The 16,481-nt window shown below is 61.3% G+C and carries 17 protein-coding genes; 8 read left to right on the top strand and 9 right to left on the bottom strand.

Annotated elements, in window-relative coordinates; translation table 11 throughout:
* Positions 1-300: 300 nt before the first annotated feature.
* From AC1Z32_RS03110 to AC1Z32_RS03100, 3 genes are read right to left on the bottom strand one after another with little or no spacing between them, the layout of a single operon-like run.
* Positions 301-1,572, bottom strand: a complete 1,272-nt coding sequence (locus tag AC1Z32_RS03110; RefSeq protein WP_483477237.1) for a TRAP transporter large permease — start codon at positions 1,570-1,572, stop codon at positions 301-303.
* 10 nt (positions 1,573-1,582) lie between these two features.
* Complete coding sequence (locus tag AC1Z32_RS03105; protein ID WP_483477236.1) at positions 1,583-2,116, bottom strand: TRAP transporter small permease; 534 nt, start codon at positions 2,114-2,116, stop codon at positions 1,583-1,585.
* A gap of 50 nt (positions 2,117-2,166) precedes the next feature.
* Complete coding sequence (locus AC1Z32_RS03100; RefSeq protein ID WP_483477235.1) at positions 2,167-3,201, bottom strand: TRAP transporter substrate-binding protein; 1,035 nt, start codon at positions 3,199-3,201, stop codon at positions 2,167-2,169.
* 315 nt (positions 3,202-3,516) lie between these two features.
* On the opposite strand from AC1Z32_RS03100, the gene AC1Z32_RS03095 reads away from it, so the two are divergent.
* The 7 genes from AC1Z32_RS03095 (at position 3,517) to AC1Z32_RS03065 (ending at position 9,946) form a co-directional block, all read left to right on the top strand.
* Positions 3,517-3,942, top strand: a complete 426-nt coding sequence (locus tag AC1Z32_RS03095; RefSeq protein ID WP_483477234.1) for a MaoC family dehydratase — start codon at positions 3,517-3,519, stop codon at positions 3,940-3,942.
* A 4-nt stretch (positions 3,943-3,946) separates the two neighbouring features.
* Positions 3,947-4,765: an enoyl-CoA hydratase/isomerase family protein gene (locus AC1Z32_RS03090; protein WP_483477233.1), complete on the top strand. Its 819-nt coding sequence runs from the start codon at positions 3,947-3,949 to the stop codon at positions 4,763-4,765.
* Positions 4,765-5,925, top strand: coding sequence for an acyl-CoA dehydrogenase family protein (locus tag AC1Z32_RS03085; protein ID WP_483477232.1), 1,161 nt, complete (start codon positions 4,765-4,767; stop codon positions 5,923-5,925). The genes AC1Z32_RS03090 and AC1Z32_RS03085 overlap by 1 nt, the downstream gene beginning before the upstream one ends.
* A 26-nt stretch (positions 5,926-5,951) precedes the next feature.
* The gene (locus AC1Z32_RS03080; protein ID WP_483477231.1) at positions 5,952-7,145 is read left to right on the top strand and encodes a CaiB/BaiF CoA transferase family protein; all 1,194 of its coding nucleotides are present in this window, start codon (positions 5,952-5,954) and stop codon (positions 7,143-7,145) included.
* Positions 7,142-7,594, top strand: coding sequence for a MaoC family dehydratase (locus AC1Z32_RS03075; RefSeq protein WP_483477230.1), 453 nt, complete (start codon positions 7,142-7,144; stop codon positions 7,592-7,594). Before AC1Z32_RS03080 ends, AC1Z32_RS03075 begins: the two co-directional genes overlap by 4 nt.
* 115 nt (positions 7,595-7,709) lie before the next feature.
* Positions 7,710-8,606, top strand: a complete 897-nt coding sequence (locus tag AC1Z32_RS03070) for a helix-turn-helix domain-containing protein (protein ID WP_483477229.1) — start codon at positions 7,710-7,712, stop codon at positions 8,604-8,606.
* A gap of 137 nt (positions 8,607-8,743) precedes the next feature.
* On the top strand, positions 8,744-9,946 hold the full coding sequence (locus AC1Z32_RS03065; RefSeq protein ID WP_483477228.1) for a glycoside hydrolase family 88 protein: 1,203 nt from the start codon (positions 8,744-8,746) through the stop codon (positions 9,944-9,946).
* A gap of 58 nt (positions 9,947-10,004) precedes the next feature.
* Here the strand turns inward: AC1Z32_RS03065 and AC1Z32_RS03060 are convergent, their stop codons facing one another.
* The 5 genes from AC1Z32_RS03060 to AC1Z32_RS03040 all read right to left on the bottom strand — a co-directional run bounded on the left by AC1Z32_RS03060 (position 10,005) and on the right by AC1Z32_RS03040 (position 13,906).
* The gene (locus AC1Z32_RS03060; RefSeq protein WP_483477227.1) at positions 10,005-10,802 is read right to left on the bottom strand and encodes a transporter substrate-binding domain-containing protein; all 798 of its coding nucleotides are present in this window, start codon (positions 10,800-10,802) and stop codon (positions 10,005-10,007) included.
* Between the two features lie 48 nt (positions 10,803-10,850).
* Entirely contained in the window at positions 10,851-11,579 is a 729-nt protein-coding gene (locus AC1Z32_RS03055; protein WP_483477226.1) for an amino acid ABC transporter ATP-binding protein, read from the bottom strand.
* Positions 11,563-12,216 (bottom strand): amino acid ABC transporter permease, encoded by a 654-nt coding sequence (locus AC1Z32_RS03050; RefSeq protein ID WP_483477225.1) that lies wholly within the window; start codon positions 12,214-12,216, stop codon positions 11,563-11,565. Before AC1Z32_RS03050 ends, AC1Z32_RS03055 begins: the two co-directional genes overlap by 17 nt.
* On the bottom strand, positions 12,213-12,959 hold the full coding sequence (locus AC1Z32_RS03045) for an amino acid ABC transporter permease (RefSeq protein WP_483477224.1): 747 nt from the start codon (positions 12,957-12,959) through the stop codon (positions 12,213-12,215). The genes AC1Z32_RS03050 and AC1Z32_RS03045 overlap by 4 nt, the downstream gene beginning before the upstream one ends.
* Before the next feature lie 101 nt (positions 12,960-13,060).
* A complete protein-coding gene (locus AC1Z32_RS03040; protein ID WP_483477223.1) occupies positions 13,061-13,906 on the bottom strand; it encodes an NAD-dependent epimerase/dehydratase family protein in 846 nt (281 codons plus the stop codon).
* A gap of 175 nt (positions 13,907-14,081) precedes the next feature.
* Between AC1Z32_RS03040 and AC1Z32_RS03035 the strand changes: the two genes are divergently transcribed.
* Positions 14,082-14,858 carry a FadR/GntR family transcriptional regulator gene (locus AC1Z32_RS03035; protein WP_483477222.1) on the top strand — a complete coding sequence of 259 codons (777 nt, stop codon included), beginning with the start codon at positions 14,082-14,084 and terminating at the stop codon, positions 14,856-14,858.
* Positions 14,859-14,928: 70 nt separating this feature from the next.
* On the opposite strand, the gene AC1Z32_RS03030 is transcribed toward AC1Z32_RS03035, so the two are convergent.
* Complete coding sequence (locus AC1Z32_RS03030) at positions 14,929-16,281, bottom strand: MFS transporter (protein ID WP_483477221.1); 1,353 nt, start codon at positions 16,279-16,281, stop codon at positions 14,929-14,931.
* Between the last annotated feature and the right edge of the window lie 200 nt (positions 16,282-16,481).

Here is a 16,481-nt window from a genome sequence, read left to right as displayed (position 1 = left end):
AGAGGGAGTCCAGTAAATGGCGGATTCGTGCGGCAGAGAGTCATACAGCGCACGCGCGATGGTTCAATGCATGCAGAATTCAAAACGCAGAGGCAGTGTACGCCGGGGTATCGAGGCGTGTCCTAAACCATGCCGAAGGCGCTTGGCGGAATGCCGGGCGCGCTCGCAACATGGCGTCCGCGCGGGCGCCATTACAGGCATTTCGAATGCATTATTCCGGATGGAATCTGGTATGCGGCATGCAAACGACAAGCGGGGCCAGGTCTTTCGACCCGGCCCCGCTTGCACGAGTTTGTCCGCCTATTTGACCGACAGCAGATCCGGCAGGAAACGCGGGATATGCGGAAAGAAAATGATGAGCAGCAGATCGATCACGAGCGCGAGGATGAACGGCAGAATCGCGCGCGTCGCCTTCTCGACCGACACCCCGCCTATCGAGGCGGCCGTGAAAAGACAGAAGCCGATCGGCGGAAGATTGATGCCGATGGCCGAGTTGATCAGCACGATCACGCCGAACACGACCGGATCGATGTGCATCTGCACGACGAGCGGCAGAAACACCGGGATGATCACAGCGATGCTCGAGATCGTTTCCAGCACTGTATGCGCCGCGATGAGGAACAGGTTGATGAGGATGAGCAGCACGATCGCGCTCGTCGTGATCGCAAGGAAGCTGTTCGCGACGTGCAGCGGTATCTGCGCCTCGATCAGATAGCGGCCGAGCACGAACGCAAGCCCGAGCAGGAAGGACACGCGCGTCGTGTTCACCGCAGTGCGCACGAGAATGTCCTTGAAATGCGAGAGCTTGAGCGTGCGGAAGATGAACGCGCTCACGAGCGTCACATACACCGCCGCGATCACGCCCGCCTCCACCGGGGTGAAGATGCCGCCGAGAATGCCGCCCAGGATGATGACCGGCGTAAGCAGCGCCCAGAACGCTTCTCGGAAGGTCTTCCACAGCACCCGGATATCGAACGGCTCGACGGCGCTATAGTCGTTGCGCACCGCAGTCACGTAATTCACGATCATGAACGACGCGACCACGAGCAACATCGGCAAAATGCCGGCGATGAACATCGTGCCCACCGATACGTTCGCGGTGTACGCATAGACGAGCATGCTCATCGACACGGGCGAAAGCAGCCCGAGCGAACCCGCCGCCGATTGCAACGCCACCGCGAACGGGCGCGAATAGCCTTTCTTCACCATGCCGGGAATCATCACCGAGCCGATTGCGGCGGTATCGGCCGTAGCGGAGCCGGAGAGATCCGCGAAGAACATGCTCGCGACGATCGTCACCTGCCCGATGCCGCCGCGCATGAAACCGACGAGCGCCTGCGAGAACTCGATGATGCGTTTCGACACGCCGCCCGAATCCATGATCGCGCCCGTCAGCATGAAGAACGGAATCGCGAGCAGACCCACGTTGTTGAGGTTGGAGAACAGCTGCTGCGGAATGACGAGCAGCGGCGTGCCGTTGATCGACAGCGCGATCGTCGCCGCGATGCCGATGCAGATGGCCACCGGCACGCCGAGGCCGAGCAGCCCCGCTCCCAAAGCGATTGCCCACATGATGTTTATCCTAGAGGTGTTCGGAGACGCCCTCGACCATCGTGGCGTTCGTTTGCGCCTGCGGCGCGAGATGCGACACGACGATGCGCACGAGCGAATGAAACGCGAGCAGCGCGCCGCACACGGGGATCGACAGATACGGATAGACCATCGAGATCGGAATCGAAGCGGCCGTCTCGGTGCCCATCAGCGCGAGCATGTCCGAGCCCCACGTGACGAACACCGCGCCGAGCGCGAGGATCGCGCAATCTGTGAAGTCCTTGAGCAGCGGCGCGAGCGCGGCCGGCACGCGATCGGCGAGCACGCGCACCTCGGGATGCGCGCGCAGCTTTACGCCTGCCGCGGCGCCCAGACACGTGAGCCACACGAAGAGATACGCCGCAACCTCGTCGGACCATGACAGCGAGTCGTGCAGCAGGAAGCGGAACACGACCCCGAGACCGGCGACGATCACCGCCGCCAGCAGCAGACAACTGCAGACGAACAGGTTGATCTTCAACACGATATCGTCGACGAACATCAAGCCGCGCGCGAGCTTTTCCATACGGGTATCCTCCGTCGCCTTCGTTGTGCCTGGGCTGTCTTTCGCTTCCGTCATTTCGACGCGACCGCCGAGGCCTGCTTCGCCGCGTTCATCTCCTGATAGAGCGCCGGACCGTCGGGAATCTTCGCGATCAGTTCCTCGCGCGCGGCCTTGGTCGCTTCGGCCCACGGCGCGGTATCGACTACCGTCACCTGAATGCCCTTCTCCTTCATCGTCGCGATGGCGGCATCGTATTCGCGCTTGTATTCCTTCAAATCGAATTGCGCGGCGATCGCGGCGGACTCCTGAAACGCCTTTTGATCGGCGGGCGACAACTTCGTCCATGCGGCCTTGCTCATCGCGAGCACCACAGGCAGATAGTTCACGTGCGTCACATAGAAATGCTTGGCGACATCCGAAAACTTGTCCTGCACGAACTGCTCGGGCGATGTATCGGCGCCATCGACCAGACCTTGCGAAAGCGCGAGAAACAACTGGTTGTACGCGAGCGGCGTGGGGTTCGCCCCCAGCGCCTTATAGCCGGCGATATAGCCCGGGCTCTGCATAACGCGCACCTTGAGATCCTTCATGTCGGCGAGTGACGTGACGGGGCGTTTCGTCGTGAAGAGATTGCGCTCGCCCACCGCGAGCCACGTGAGACCGATCATGTTCACGGGCTGCATCATGTCCAGATACTTGCGTCCCACCGGACCCTGCAGCACGCGGTTCGCCTCATCCATGTTGGAGAACAGATAAGGCATGTCGAAGATCTGCCATTGCTTGATCGTGTTATCGATCGGTGCCTGCGCGGAAATCATCAACTCCTGCGTGCCAGTGCGTAGCGCCTGAGCCATTTGCACCTCGCCGCCGAGCTGCGATTGCGGGAACAGTTGAATCTCGACGTGACCGTGCGTGCGTTGCGCGACTTCCTTCGCGAATACCTGCGCGGTCAACTGGTAGTGGTTATCAGGCGCAAGCGTATGACCTAGCTTCATGACGATCTTGTCCTGCGCAAGCGCACCGCTCGATGCGCCTACACACAACGCGGTGAGCGCGGCGCCCATCGCCACGCGCAGCATGCTCTGCGCTTTGAAAAGCGAATTCATGTTGTCTCCTTGCCACGATATGGACACCGCCTCTCTTATGCCTCGCGCTTCGTCGCGCATGGTTGGGCCGGCGGGTTGACGCAAGTATTTGTGATCGCGGCGATGGTGCGTTAGGACCAGTCTTCGAATTTCTTGGACTTTTTCACGCTCGCCTGGCGATAAGCAGAGCGCACTGCAAAAAAGTCCAAAAGATCGCGTGAACCGTCCTACCGGTTGACCGCGGCCCGTCTTTAAAGTGATTTCCACGTTGACGGCACGCTGCATGGACAAGCCTGTGCCGTGTTTCTCCCACCCGATGACATGAGCGCTTCGAACATGGCCAAACGCCCGCATATGGATTGCTATGCAATCGGCGACACTGCCGATTTCGCCAAGACGGTCTCCGAATACGATATCTACGGCTTCGCCGGCATCGTCGGCGACTTCTATGCCGTGCATCTCAACGAGGAGTACGCAAAGGGCACGCGCTTCGAGAAGCGCATCGCGCAGGGTTGTCTCTCCGTGGGCTTTCTGTCGACGGTCATGGGTCACATGGCCGCAAAGGCGCCAAGCCCGGGCGCGGTGTCTTATCGCTACGACATCACGTTCAATGCGCCGGTCTTCATCGGCGATACGGTGACCGCGCGCCTCACGCTCGAGGAAAAGGACGAAGAACGCAACGTGTGTGTCTTCGCGGCGGATGTGACACGGCAGGACGGCGTCGTGGTCGCATCGGGCAAGACGTATCTCAAGGTGCTGTGACGTCATGCGCAAGGATATCCCCGAGGACATGCTGCCGGTGCTCGTCACGCAATTCGACGGACTCAGGCTTCTGACGCTCAATCGCGCCGACAAGCTCAACGCCTTCACGCCGGAGATGCTCGCCGCGCTCGACGCGGAACTGGATAACGCTCTCGCCGATTCCGCCACGCGCGTCATCGCGATCACCGGCAGCGGGCCCAAGGCCTTCGCCGCGGGCAACGATATCGAACGTCTCGCATCGCTCGACAGCGTGAGCGCGTACCGCGACATGGTGGCGGGTCAGCGTGTATTGCAGCGCCTGCACGAAAGCGCCAAGCCGACGATCGCCATGGTCAACGGATTCGCGCTCGGCGGCGGCTTCGAACTCGCGCTTGCCTGCGACTTCGTGATTGCATCGCAGGACGCGAGCTTCGGTTTTCCGGAGATCACGCTCAACACGATGCCCGGCTGGGGCGGGACCCAGTTGGCCGTCGCGAAGCTCGGACTTGCGTGTGCAAAGCGCTTCGTGCTGAGCGGCCGGCGTTATCGCGCGGATGAGTGCGCGGCGTTCGGCTTCATTCACGAGGTCGTCGCGCATGATGCGATTTTGGGCGTGACTCGCGAGTTCGCGGCGGCGCTGGGCGCCTACGATCCCTTCGCGATGGAAATGGCCAAGCGCGCATTGAATCGCGCGAGTGAATTGCCCTTGTCGGCAGGGCTCGATTTCGAAGCGGCGCAATACGCCGTCAACTTTGGCAGCGATGGCGCACGCGCAGGTTTGCAGCAGTTCATCGCGCGACGTTCGGCAAGGCGCGCCTCGACCACCGTATCGGTAAGCGAATGATGAATGCCGCTCGAGTGCCTCACTGGCTGACCGACCAGCACACGATGATTCGCGAGGCGGTGCGCCGCTTCGCGGAAAACGAGATCGCGCCGATCTCCGAGCGCCTCTGGGAACAGGAAGCCTTCCCCTATGACATCTGGCGTCAGGCGGGCGCGCTCGGTTTCATCGGCGTGCCTTATGCCGAGGAATGGAATGGCGGTGGCGGCGACTGGCTCTCCTTCGTGATCGTGCTCGAGGAACTTGCGCGCGTGGATTGCGCGGTCGCCAATGCATTGATGGCGAATTCGACAGTCGCGAGTCTCTTGTCGAATTACGGCACGCCCGCGCAAAAAGACCGCTTTTTAAGGCCTATTCTCGAAGGACGGCAGATCGGCTCGATTGGTCTCTCCGAACCGGATGCCGGATCCGACGCGGCCAACATCGGCACGCGCGCGGTCTTCGACGGCGAGCACTGGATCATCGACGGCGCGAAGACCTTCATCAGCAATTCGGGCACGGAAATAGGCGGCCCGGTCGTCATTGCAGCGGTCACGGGCACGCGCGCGGACGGTCGCAAGGAGATATCGAACTTCATCGTTCCTTCCGGCACGCCGGGTTATCAGACGGGCCGCAAACTGCGCAAGATCGGGTGGCGCGCATCGATCACGCACGAGCTCTTCTTCGAGCATTGCGCGATCCCCGCCGATCATCTGTTGGGCGAGCGCGGCGCGGGCCTGCGCCAGACACTCGCGCAAATCAGCACGGGGCGCATTCTCATCGGCGCGCTGGCGCTCGGCATTCTGCAGGGTTCGCTCGAACGCTCCATCGCCTATATGAAAGAGCGCCGCGCGTTCGGCCGGGCGATTGCGGAGTTTCAAGGCCTGCAATTCAAGGTGGCGGACATGGCGACACATGCTCACGCCGCGCGCCTGATGCTCTATGACGCCGCAGCATTGAAAGACGCGGGCGAGTCATTCGATGCACAAGCATCGCAAGCCAAGCTCTTCGCGTCTGAGCAAGCAATGCACGCGGCCCATCAGGCGCTTCAAATCCACGGCGGCTACGGTGTGATGGCCGAGTTTCCCGTCGCGCGCGCGTTCGGCGACGCAAAGGTGCTCGAGATCGTCGAAGGCACATCCGAAATACAACGCATGATCATCGCGCGCGCAATGTTGTCATGAACGCGCGCTGAACGAAGGGGGAGTCCATGCTGGAAGGGATCAAGGTCTTGAGTTTCACCCATTTTCTGCAAGGGCCGGCGGCCGTGCAAATGCTCGCGGACGTCGGCGCCGATGTCATCAAGATCGAACCGCCCGGTGGCGCGTTCGAGCGAAGCTGGACCGGCGCGGATGCGTTCGTCGAAGGCGTGAGCGTTTTCTTCCTGCTCGGAAATCGCAATCAGCGCAGCATCTCACTGGATCTGCGCGAGGAAGCCGCGCGCGAGATCGTGTGGCGTCTGATACGCGAAGCGGACGTCTTGATCGAGAACTATCGCCCGGGCGTGCTCGACAAGATGGGCTTCGGCTATGCGCAAGTGCATGAAGTGAATCCGCGGCTCGTCTATTGCTCGTGCACGGGTTATGGATCTTCCGGCCCGTATCTGAAGCGCCCCGGGCAGGATTTGCTGCTGCAGGCGATGAGCGGCATGACGATGTTATCGGGCGAAGCCGATTCGCCGCCGACTCCGGTCGGTTCCGCGATCGTCGATCAACATGCGGCCGTGCTCGCCGCATTCGGCGTGGTGGCGGCATTGCAGGCACGCGAGCGAACAGGCGTGGGCACGCGCGTCGAAAGCAATCTGCTCAATGCAGCACTCGATCTGCAAATCGAGCCGTTCACGTATTACATGAACAAGGGGCCACTCTGGCCGCGCACCGAGCCCCCGACCGGCAGCCGATTCCATCCGGCGCCCTATGGCGTATATCGAACGCTCGATGGCTATATCGCGATGTCCCTCACGCCGACGCAAAAGCTCGCGGGCGCGCTCTCCTGCCCCGCACTCGCGGAATACGCGCATCCGAAGGACAACGTCAGGCGGCGAGAGGAAATCAACCGGCTCGTCTACGACGTGCTGAGAACGCGCACCACCGAAGACTGGATGCGCATATTCGAGGAACACGACATCTGGTTCGCGCCGGTCAACGATTACGAACAGGTCGAAGCGGACCCGCAAGTGGCGCACAACGAGATGATCATGTCCTTCGAACACGAGGAAGCCGGCCCGATACGCCTGCTCGCGCATCCCGTGCGCTATGACGGGGAGGCGCCGCCATTGCGCCGTCACCCGCCGCGTCAGGGCGAGCACACGCGCGAGGTGCTCGTCGAACTGGGTTATGAACAGGAACGCATCGACGAACTCGTCGATGCCGGCGTAGCGCTGACTTCGAGGAGAGATGCATGAGCGCCCAACTGCAAGCAACGCAAGCGGTGCCGGACCTGCTGCGTTTCGATGATGTCGAAATCGGCCGCATGCAAGTGATCGTTCACACAATGCTCGAATCGGAGGTGAATGCATTCGGCCATCTGTCGGGCGATTTGAATCCCTTGCATATGGAACAGGCGTTCGCCGAGCGCTCGCCTTTCGGCCGGCGCGTCGTCCATGGCCTTTTGACGGCTGCGCTCGTATCGGCGGCGCATACGGAGCTGACCGGCCCCGGCTTCGCTTATGTCGGACAAGAGTTGCGCTTTCTTGGTCCGGTCTATATAGACGATACCGTGACGATCAATGTCACCGTGGTCGAAAAGAAGCCCGCGAAGCGCATTCTCGTAATGGACACGATGGTGCGCAATCAACGCGGCAAGGTCGTGCTGAGCGGGCTTTCGGCGCTCAAGGAGCTGAAGTTCGAGTAACGCGCCATGCGACAGGCGCCATGCGAAGCTGGGGGAAACCGCCAGTTTCGCACGTTGTAATCGTTCCGTTAAACTCCGACCAAAGCGCCCCGTGGGCGCGAAACGGAGACGACAGGTGAGTACCGCATGTGGCTGCCATGTTCCGGTCATCAAGATCGAGAACTACGAGTACGGCGCGCACGTCAAGTCGATGGATTTTCACTTCGCACCGCTCGAAGTGATGAAGTCCACATTGCCTTATCCGCATCGGCATGACTTCTATCACATCGCCTGGGTCGTATCGGGCACGGGCCATCACGTGATCGATTCCGTGCGCCATGAAGTGCGGCCGCAATCGCTCTTCTTCATGGCGCCGGGACAGATTCACGACTTCGTTCTGTCGAGCGATACCGTGGGCTGGTCGATCAGTTTCTCGTCCGAGTTCTTTTCGTTTCGCGTGAAAAACCGCCACTCGGAAACCGAAGTGCCGGTCTACGACTTCGATCATCTCGCCGCAGCCGTCTATCTCACCGATGCACAGGCGCGCGAGTTGATGCGGCTCGTCGAAGGCATCATGGACGAGTACAACGAAGAGCCGCTCGGCCATCAGGATGCAATCTGGGCTTATCTGCGCATCTTTCTGATCAAGGCGGCGCGCATGAGCAGTGCGGCGGCGCTGTCGGAAGCCGGCTCATCACGCGCGGTGCTCCTGTCGCGGCGTTTCAGGAGTCTGCTGGAAAAGCATTTCCGTTCGATGAACGATGCCGCGGACTACGCGCGTTTGCTCAACGTGACCGAGCGCGCGCTCAATGAAGCGACGCGTCAGGCGCTCGGCAGCACCGCGGCAAAGCTGATCCGCGAACGCGTGATGCTCGAAGCCAAGCGCCTGCTACTGCATTCCGAAGTGAATGTCGCCGAGATCGCCGCGCAATTGTCCTTCGATGATCCGGCCTACTTCAGCCGATGCTTTCGCAAGCATACGGGACGATCGCCGATCGACTATCGTCGCAGTCTGGACAAGTTGCATATCTAACTACATCGATTCGGAAGCCAGGCGAAAATGTCCAACTTAACCCGCGTTTCATCCTAACGCAGCGACAGAGCGCCTTCATAGAATCAGTCAAACGATGCCGGCACCGCCGGTTCCAGCGACGATTCAAAGGAGACACTGTGTCTGCAATCACCCCGGAACAAGAACAGCTCTTTCGCAAGACGCTCGACCGCACCGCTGAAAAAGTCGCCGCCGACGAACTGAGCTTCGGCGTCGAATTCCCGCAAGTCACGGGCCCCGACGGCAACTGGGTGCGTCTGCCCTCCTCGCTTTCCGCCGGCTATGACGGCGATGCGTGGAGTCACGGCAACTGGTTCTGCGGCTTCTGGGTCGGGCTCTTGCTGACGTCCTATCTGCACACCGGCGAAGCGCGCTTTCTCGACTGGGCTCGCGCACGCATGCGTCTCGTCGAGCAGCGCGCGCACGATCCGAACACGCATGACATCGGCTTCATCTTCGACAGCAGCGCGGTACCCGGCCATCACGTGACGGGCGACCCATGGTTCGCGAACATCGCACTCGAAGCCGCCGATAAATTGCGCGCACGCCTAGTGACCACACGAGACGGCGCCTATATCGCTTCGTGGGGCCCGCTCTCCGACCCGCGCGGCCGCAGCGCATCGGCGATCGATACGATGGCGAACCTGTCCTTGCTCTACTGGGCCGCGAATCATGCCGATGACGGCAGCTATCGCCACGCGGCCGATGCGCACGCGGAAATGACCGCACGCGCGTTCGTGCGCGAAGACGATTCGACGTATCACGCGGTCGAATACGACGTCGAAAGCGGCGCGCGCAAGCGCGGCTACACGTTCCAGGGCGCGTTCGACGAATCAGCGTGGAGCCGCGGCCAGGCGTGGGCGATCTACGGTTATGTGCATTCCGCGCGCGAGACCGGCAAGCGCGCGTATCTGGATCTCGCGGAGCGTCTCGCCGACTACTATCTGCATCGGCTCGAGGGGCGCCACGTGCCGCCATGGGATTTCGACGCGACCGGCAAGGACGCGGAGATCAAGGACACGGCGGCGGCTGCGATCGTCGCTTCTGCGCTCGTGGAGATGGCGCGACTGCATCCCGATACGCAAGCCGCCGCGAAATGGCGCCGTCACGGCATCGCGATGCTCGAAGCGCTCTGCCGTGACGAATTCACGAAGGATGGCCAGCACGGACTGTTGCACAACTCGTGTTATTCGAAGCCGCATAACATAGGCGTCGATGGCGCGACGATGTTCGGCGACTTCTACTTCGTCGAGGCGCTGTGCCGCGTGACGCATCCCGGAAAGCTCCGGCCGCTCGACGGGCCACGCATTCCGATGGTCTGAAGCGATCACGTCGAGCGGGCGCCCGAAGCGCCCGCTCGATGCTCGGCAGGCAGGACGCTCAAACGCCCTTGCGCACGTTCTCCGGCAGATCACGTCCGTGGTACTTCTTGTAGATCGTGTTCAGATTGCCGTTCTTCATGTTCGTGCCGACCCAGTTGTTCACCCATTCCTTCAGGCGCGGCTGATCCTTGTTCATAGCAATGCCGAGATCGAAGGTCTTCTGCTCGAACTTCATCTCGATGTTGCGCTGGGGTGCACGATCCTGCATCTCCTTCAGGTTCGAAGGCGTGCTCGAGAAGATATCGACCTGGCCCGTGACCATGGACGTGATAAGCGTCGCGTCGTCCTCATAGCGCTGGATTTGCGCGCCCTTCGCCTGTTGCGTCGTGAGCGTGTCGTTCACCGTGGCGCGCGTGAGGCCGATGGTCTTGCCGTCGAGATCCGCGTAATTCTTCACGCTGGCCGTCTTCACGCCGCCGACGATGATCGAGATCACCGCATACGGGTTCGAGAAATCGACCACTTTCGCGCGCTCCGGCGTCACCGACAAGGAAGAAATAACGAGGTCCGCGCGCTTGGCCTGCAGCGTCGGAATGCGTGCGGCGTTGGTGATCTGCACGAGTTCGAGCTTCACGCCGAGATCCTTCGCGAGCGCCGTGGCGGTATCGACATCGGAGCCCGCGGGCTTCAGGTTCTGATCCGCATAGCTGAAGAGCGGCGTGCCGATCGCGACCGCGACGCGCACGACGCCCGCCTTCTTGATGTCATCGAACTCATCGGCCAGGGCGCTATGAGCCACGCCGGCCATCATCAGGGTTGCGAGGGCCGCGCGTGCAAGGATTGTTTTCGCTTTCATTTAAGTCTCCGTCGTTATTGATGTTGCAATGGATCGATGTCGCGGCTATCAAAGTCCGTTATCGAGAAATGCGCGCAGTTCGGGCGTGCGAGGCGCGTCGAGCATGCTGCCGTCGCCCACTTCCCATACCTTGCCCTGATGCATGTAAATGATGCGATCCGCCACGCGCTTCGCGAAGGCCATCTCGTGCGTGACGAGCAGCATCGTCATGCCGTCCGCTGCGAGATCTTCCATCACGCGCAGCACCTCGCCCGTCAGTTGCGGATCGAGCGCCGAGGTCACTTCGTCGAACAGCATCACCTTCGGCGACATCGCGAGCGAGCGCGCAATCGCCACGCGCTGCTGTTGTCCGCCGGATAGCTGCTCGGGATACGCGCCGGCCTTCTGCCCGAGACCGACCTGCTCCAGCACGTTCGTCGCAATGCGCCGCGCTTCGTCGCGCGACATCTTCTTCACGTGGCGCAGCGCGAGCATGATGTTCTCTTCCACCGTCAGATGCGGAAAGAGGTTATAGCTTTGAAACACGATGCCCACTTCACGGCGCAACAGATGCAGATCGACCTTCGGATCATCGACGCGAATCCCGCATACTTCGATCTGCCCTTGATCGATCGTCTCGAGTCTGTCGATGCAGCGCAACGCCGTGCTCTTGCCCGAGCCGCTCGCGCCGATCACCGCGATCATTTCGCCCTTTTTGACTTCGAAGGACACGCCCTTCAGAACGTGATTGGAGCCGAAGCTCTTGTGAATATCGCCGACCTTAACGATTGCTGACATTGAGCTTGTTCTCCATCGATTGGCTCCAGCGCGAAAGCGGATAGCACAGTACGAAATAGAAAGCGCCGACCAGTCCGAAGATGAGGAACGGCTGGAAGATCGAGTTGTTGATGATCTGGCCCGCGCGCGTCAGTTCGACAAAGCCGATCACCGAAGCAAGCGATGTCATCTTGATGAGCTGCACGAGAAAGCCGACTGTCGGCGGCAACGCGAGACGCATCGCCTGCGGGATGATCACGAGGCGCAGCGTTTGCCAGCGCGTAAGCGAAAGACACTCCGAGGCTTCCCATTGAGGCTTCGGCATCGCTTCGATACAGCCGCGCCAGATATCGCCGAGATAAGCGCTCGAATACACCATCAAAGCAAGCCCCGCCGCGACGAGCGCGGGCACCTGAAAGCCATAGACCGACAAGCCGAAGTACACGATGAACAGCAGAATCAGCAGCGGAATGCCCTGAATCGCTTCGATATAGACGAGCGCCGCGCGCGCGAGCCATGCGCGCGGCGAGATGCGCGCGAGCATCACGCCGAATCCGCCGATGCCGCCGAGCACGAATGCTAGCGCGGAAAGCACCAGCGTCCAGCCGATCGATTGCGTCAGATAAACCAGGTGCGATGACGTGAATCCGGCGTTCATGCCGCACCTCCGGGAATGACGGTATCGATGCGCTGCGGATCGGGCGGCGTCTTGCCCGCGCGTTTGGCGGCGAGACGAATCGCGCGGCGGCGCTTGAAGAGATGCTCGCCCACTGCCCACGCAATGAGCTTGATGATCAGCGACAAAGCGAGATACAGCGCAGCGACCACGATGTATGTTTCGAGCGAGCGGTACGTATCGGACTGCACCGTGTTCGCAACCGCCGTGAGCTCTTCCGCCGAGATCTGCGAGGCAATCGCGGAAGCCTGCATCATCAAAAGAAACTGGCTCGTCAACGCGGGATACACCTTTTCGATCGACGGCTGCAACATCACGTGCCAGCCGATGCGCCACTTCGAAAGCCCGAGGCATTCGGCAGCTTCGATCTGTCCGCGCGGCACCGATTCCAGCCCGGCGCGAATGATCTCGGCCGCGTATGCGCCGATGTTGATGGTCATCGCGAGCGCGGCGGCCGCGAAGGTCGGCATGCGCAAGCCGATGCTCGCGAGACCGAAGTACAACAGAAAGATCTGCACGAGAAACGGCGTATTGCGCACGGCCTCGATATAGATGATGCAGATACGCGTGAGCACCGGCACCTTCGCGCGCTTGGCGAACGCGACCAGCATGCCGAGAATCAGCCCGAAGAACACAGCCACGCACGTCATCTTGAGCGTGAGCCACGCGCCCAGCAGAAACGTCGGCCAGTACGGTAACAGCGGTGAAAAATCGAGAGAAAACATGGCGGCGAATGTCCCCTGAAGTGTGGGCGCCCTACTCAATGCAGCCGGCACGGGATGTATGACGACATACTACAAATCCCGTGTACTGCATTCTGCATGCATTAAACCGGGTCGAACGGGCCTGTCGTCGTGAACGTGCCGCCTTGCAATACGGCCACCGGGTCGGTGGGCGCGGGCGGCGGCGTCGCTTCGACCTTTTCGCGGAACGGCTCGGACGAGTCGCGCGGCACGAAGCCGAGATGCGCGGCGCAGCGGTTGTCCCACCACGTGTGAGCGTTTGCGGACATGCCGAACACGATCGTGTGTCCCACGTCCGGCGTGAAGAGGCTGCGGCGCAACAGATCGTGAAAATCGTCGTAGCTCATCCAGCTCGCCATCATGCGGCGATCCTTCGGCTCCGGAAACACCGAGCCGATGCGAATGCTCACGGTCTCGATGCCATAACGGTCGAAGTACATCTGTGCCATGTCTTCGCCGAACGATTTCGACAAGCCGTAGTAACCATCGGGACGCTTGCGTGCGGTGGCATCGATTCGTTCGTCCTGCCGATAGAAGCCCGTCACGTGATTCGAGCTCGCGAACACGATGCGCTTCACGCCCTGACGCCGCGCCGCTTCGTAGAGGTTGAACACGCCCTTGATGTTCGCCTCGAGAATCTCCTCGAACGGGCGCTCGACCGACACGCCGCCGAGATGGATGATCGCATCGCAATCCTTCGCGAGCGCGTCGACTGCAAGGCGGTCCGCGAGATCGCAAGGCCCGATTTCTTCATGGGGCACGGCATCGCCGGGCAAGACGCCCGGCAGATCGGAGATGCGCACATGCCGCGCGAACTCGGCGACGCGATGCCGGATCGCCCGCCCGATTCCGCCCGCGGCGCCCGTCAGCAGCAGGCGATCGAATTGCGCGATGTCATCGGAGGACGGCGTGCTGTTTTGTTGTTCCATCGAGTTGTGTCTCCTGTCGACCGGTGCTTTGAATTCCGGTCTCGTTCGAAGCTGTCGTGGCTAGGGATTACCCTGCACGCATCTTCTTGTACGTTGTCATATCACCGCATCACGCATATCATCATTTGCCGAACGATTTGTCAATGTGTGTAAAACCCACTCCAACGAGAACGCCGTGACGCTATCGCCCGATCTTCATGCCGACACGCTCCCCGCCTTTTCCACGGACGCATCCATCGCGTTGCCGGGAACGCGACGCAGCCTCACCGCGCAACTCGTGGATGCGTTGCGCGCGCAAATCGATTCGAAGGAACTGAAGGCCGGCGGCCGTCTTCCGACCGAAGCGGAAATGGTGCAGCGTTTCGGCGTGAGCCGCACGGTGGTCAGGGAAGCGCTATCGCGTCTGCAAGCCGCGGGGCTCGTGGAGACGCGGCATGGCATAGGCACGTTCGTGTGCGAAGCGGGTGCATCGTCGCTATTGCAGCTCGATCCTGCCGATGTGGCGGGCTCCCTCGATGCGTTGGCCATCCTCGAATTGCGCATCAGCCTGGAGACGGAGAGCGCGGGACTCGCCGCCATGCGTTGCGACGCCGCCCGCCTCGCAACCATGCGCTCCGCGCTCGCCGACTTCGCGCACAGCGTGGACGACGCAGCCGACACCGTATCGCCCGATCTGCGCTTTCACATGGAGATCGCGCATGCAACCGGTAATCGCTATTTCGTCGAGATCATGGAGCATCTCGGGACGCGCATGATCCCGCGCACGCGCCTCACGGCGACGCCGATTCCACGCGATCGATACGCAGAGTATCTGATGCGCGTAAACCGCGAGCATGAGCAGATCGCGGATGCGATCGAGCGCGGCGATGCCGATTCGGCACGCACCGCGATGCGGCTGCATCTGATCAACAGCCGGGAGAGATTGCGCAGGGCGCAGGCTGCGTCCGAGTGAATGTTGAAGGCTGAATGCGTGGCAAGGACCGCGTATCGACACGGTCCTTGCCACGATGATGCTTACGTCTTCAACGGGCCGCCATGTTCGGCTCCCCATCCCCATCGATATCATGCGCGCCGGGAATCGTCTCCAGGGCGGAATCATGATGCAGCAGCAACACCGCCGCCACGCCCACCATGCCCGCGCCCGCGAGACACAGCAGGCCCGCGCCGAAGCCGCCCGTGCTGTCCTTGATCCAGCCCATCACATAAGGACCGAAGAAGCCCGCGAGATTGCCGAGCGAATTGATCGCGGCGATACCGCCGGCCGCGGCCGCGCCCGACAGGAACGACGACGGCAACGTCCAGATCACCGGCAGGCAGCCGAAGATGCCGAAGCCCGCGATCGAAAGCGCGATCATCTTCAGCACCGGGTTGTCGAGACCCGCCGATGCCGCGATGCCGCCCGCCGCGACCATCAACGCGATCGCGACGTGCCAGCGGCGCTCGAGCTTGCGGTCCGAATGACGGCCCCATAGCACCATGCCGATCACGCCCACGGCATAAGGCAACGACGTGACGAAGCCCGTCTGCAGGTTGGTCAGGCCGAATGCTTTCACGATTTGCGGCAGGAAGAAGCTCAAGCCATAGTTGGTTGCATTCGCGCCGAAATAAATCAACGCGATCGCCAGCACGCGCGGATTGAAAATGGCTTCCTTCACGCTGAACGAATGCACGGATTCGCGATGCGCCCGCTCGTGCGCCTGACGATTCACGAGCCAGTCGCGCTCTTCCTTCGCGAGCCAGTGCGCGTCCGTCGGCTTGTCGGTCAGATAGAAGTACACGACGAACGCGAGCAACAGCGCAGGCAATGCTTCGATCAAATAGAGCCATTGCCAGCCCTGCATGCCGCCCAGGCCGTCCATCTGCAGCAGCGCGCCGGAGATCGGTCCGCCGATCACCGTGGACAGCGGAATGGCCGCCATGAAGTAGCCGACGACGCGGCCGCGATACTTCGCCGGGAACCACAAGGTCAGCAGAAAGATGATGCCGGGAAAGAAGCCCGCTTCCGCCACGCCGAGCAGAATGCGCAGGCCATAGAACACATAGGCGTTCGACAGTCCGGTCGCTTGCGCGATGTGCGGAATGTAGGCCATCGCCGCTGCGAGAATGCCCCATGTGAACATGATGCGCGCGATCCAGCGGCGCGCGCCGAATCGTTCGAGCAGCAGGTTGGACGGAACCTCGAAAAAGAAATAGGCGATAAAGAAAATGCCGGCGCCGAAGCCGAACATGCTTGCGGTGAAACCGAGCGCCTTGTTCATCTGCAAGGCCGCAAAGCCGACGTTCACGCGGTCCAGATACGCGATGAAGTAACACAAGATCAGGAACGGCACGAGGCGAACCATCACGCGTTTCATGGTGCGAGCTTCAAGGTCCATCTATGTCTCCTCCGGATTAGAGAATCGGTAGATCGCTAGTACTTGAGGTACTTGCGGAGACTACTCTTTAAGGAGGAACTACAGCATTGGTGTTTGACCTTGGTATCGGTTCCGGAGCGGTACGTGTCCATCTTTTCGATGCACGCCAACACGGTGCATCGACCCGCGTGAATCCCAAACTGTGCGAAAAAATCGCGAAC

It is taken from the genome of Caballeronia sp. 11_S32, from assembly GCF_056930355.1.
This window is presented reverse-complemented; position numbering and strand designations above follow the sequence as displayed.